This window comes from Roseimaritima sediminicola (genome assembly GCF_009618275.1).
Taxonomy (GTDB): domain Bacteria; phylum Planctomycetota; class Planctomycetia; order Pirellulales; family Pirellulaceae; genus Roseimaritima; species Roseimaritima sediminicola.
Genome location: NZ_WIAD01000128.1, coordinates 1 through 1,250, shown reverse-complemented (window position 1 = coordinate 1,250; position 1,250 = coordinate 1). Strand labels below are relative to the sequence as shown.

Annotated in this window: 1 protein-coding gene; it reads left to right on the top strand. The window is 56.2% G+C overall.

Annotated elements, in window-relative coordinates; translation table 11 throughout:
• Positions 1–1,250: IS66 family transposase (gene tnpC, locus GE027_RS22570; RefSeq protein WP_153559491.1), on the top strand; the 1,250-nt coding region annotated here is incomplete at both ends.

The window sequence follows — 1,250 nt, the reverse complement described above, 5'->3', positions numbered from 1 at the left end:
CCTCGCATCGAACTGCCGCCTGAAGCTGAGCCAGCGCGCGATTTTATCGAGGCTCTGGTAGCCCGCTATGAGAAGCGAATCGACGAACTTGAAAGGCAAGTTAAGTCGCTCACCGATAAGGTCCAGAAACTCACTCCACGCAACTCTTCCTTGCCTCCTAGCACCGAACATCCTCACGCGAAGCCCAAGCGGAAGCCGGTGCCTGGAAAGAAGCGAAAGCAGGGTGGCCAGAAGGGCCACAAGCGGCACCTGCGTAAACTCATTCCCAGCGAACAGTGCACAACGATTACCCCCCGCCAACCGGCTGGTTGTCGTCGATGCGGCGGTGACGTCCAGCCTGATACAGCACCGCCGCAGCGGCATCAGGCATGGGATCTGCCTGAGATTAAACCGATCGTTAACGAATACCAACTCTTTCGTGGCCACTGCCCCTGCTGCGGCATCACTACCATGGCAGAATTGCCGGCGGGCGTGCCAAGCGGACAGTGCGGTCCGCGCCTGGCCGCCTTCACCGGACTGTTGATGGGACACTTTCGCCAAAATAAGCGACGGGCGTCGTCCTTTCTCGGTGACCTGCTGAATATTCCCTGCAGTCCAGCCTGGACGGTGAAGATCCAAAATCTCGTCAGTGATGCGGTCGCGGTGCCCTACCAAGAACTTCGCGGCCAACTTGCCGAGCAAGAACAACTCTATGTCGACGAATCGCCCACCAAAGAGAAGCGACAAAAGGCTTGGCTGTGGGTGGCGGTTGCTCCGATGTTTGCTGTCTTTGGGATTTTCGCCGACCGAAGCCGACAATCGTTGCTGGCTTTGGTTGGCGACTACCAAGGCATCATTCTGAACTGTGACCGTGCGAAAATGTATCTCGACGGCAAGCGACTGCAGTGGTGTTGGGCCCACCTGAAACGTGATTTTCAGAAGTTGGTTGATTCGCCTGACGGAACCGTCAAGCGGATGGGATACGACTTGATGCGTGAACACCAAGCGTTGTTCAGATACTGGCGGCAATACAAGGCTGGAAAGATCAAATGGAGCACTTTCCAAAGCTATGTTCGACCGATCAGGGAAAACATTCGACACTTGCTGCTGCGCGGTAAGTTCAGCGGCAATGCCAAGCTGATCGGCTTTTGTGATGAACTGTACGATCGCCGCGAACACTTGTGGACGTTCACCCGCATCGAAGGCATTGAGCCGACGAATAACACGGCCGAACGGGCCCTGCGCCCAGCAGTGATTTATCGCAAACTGAG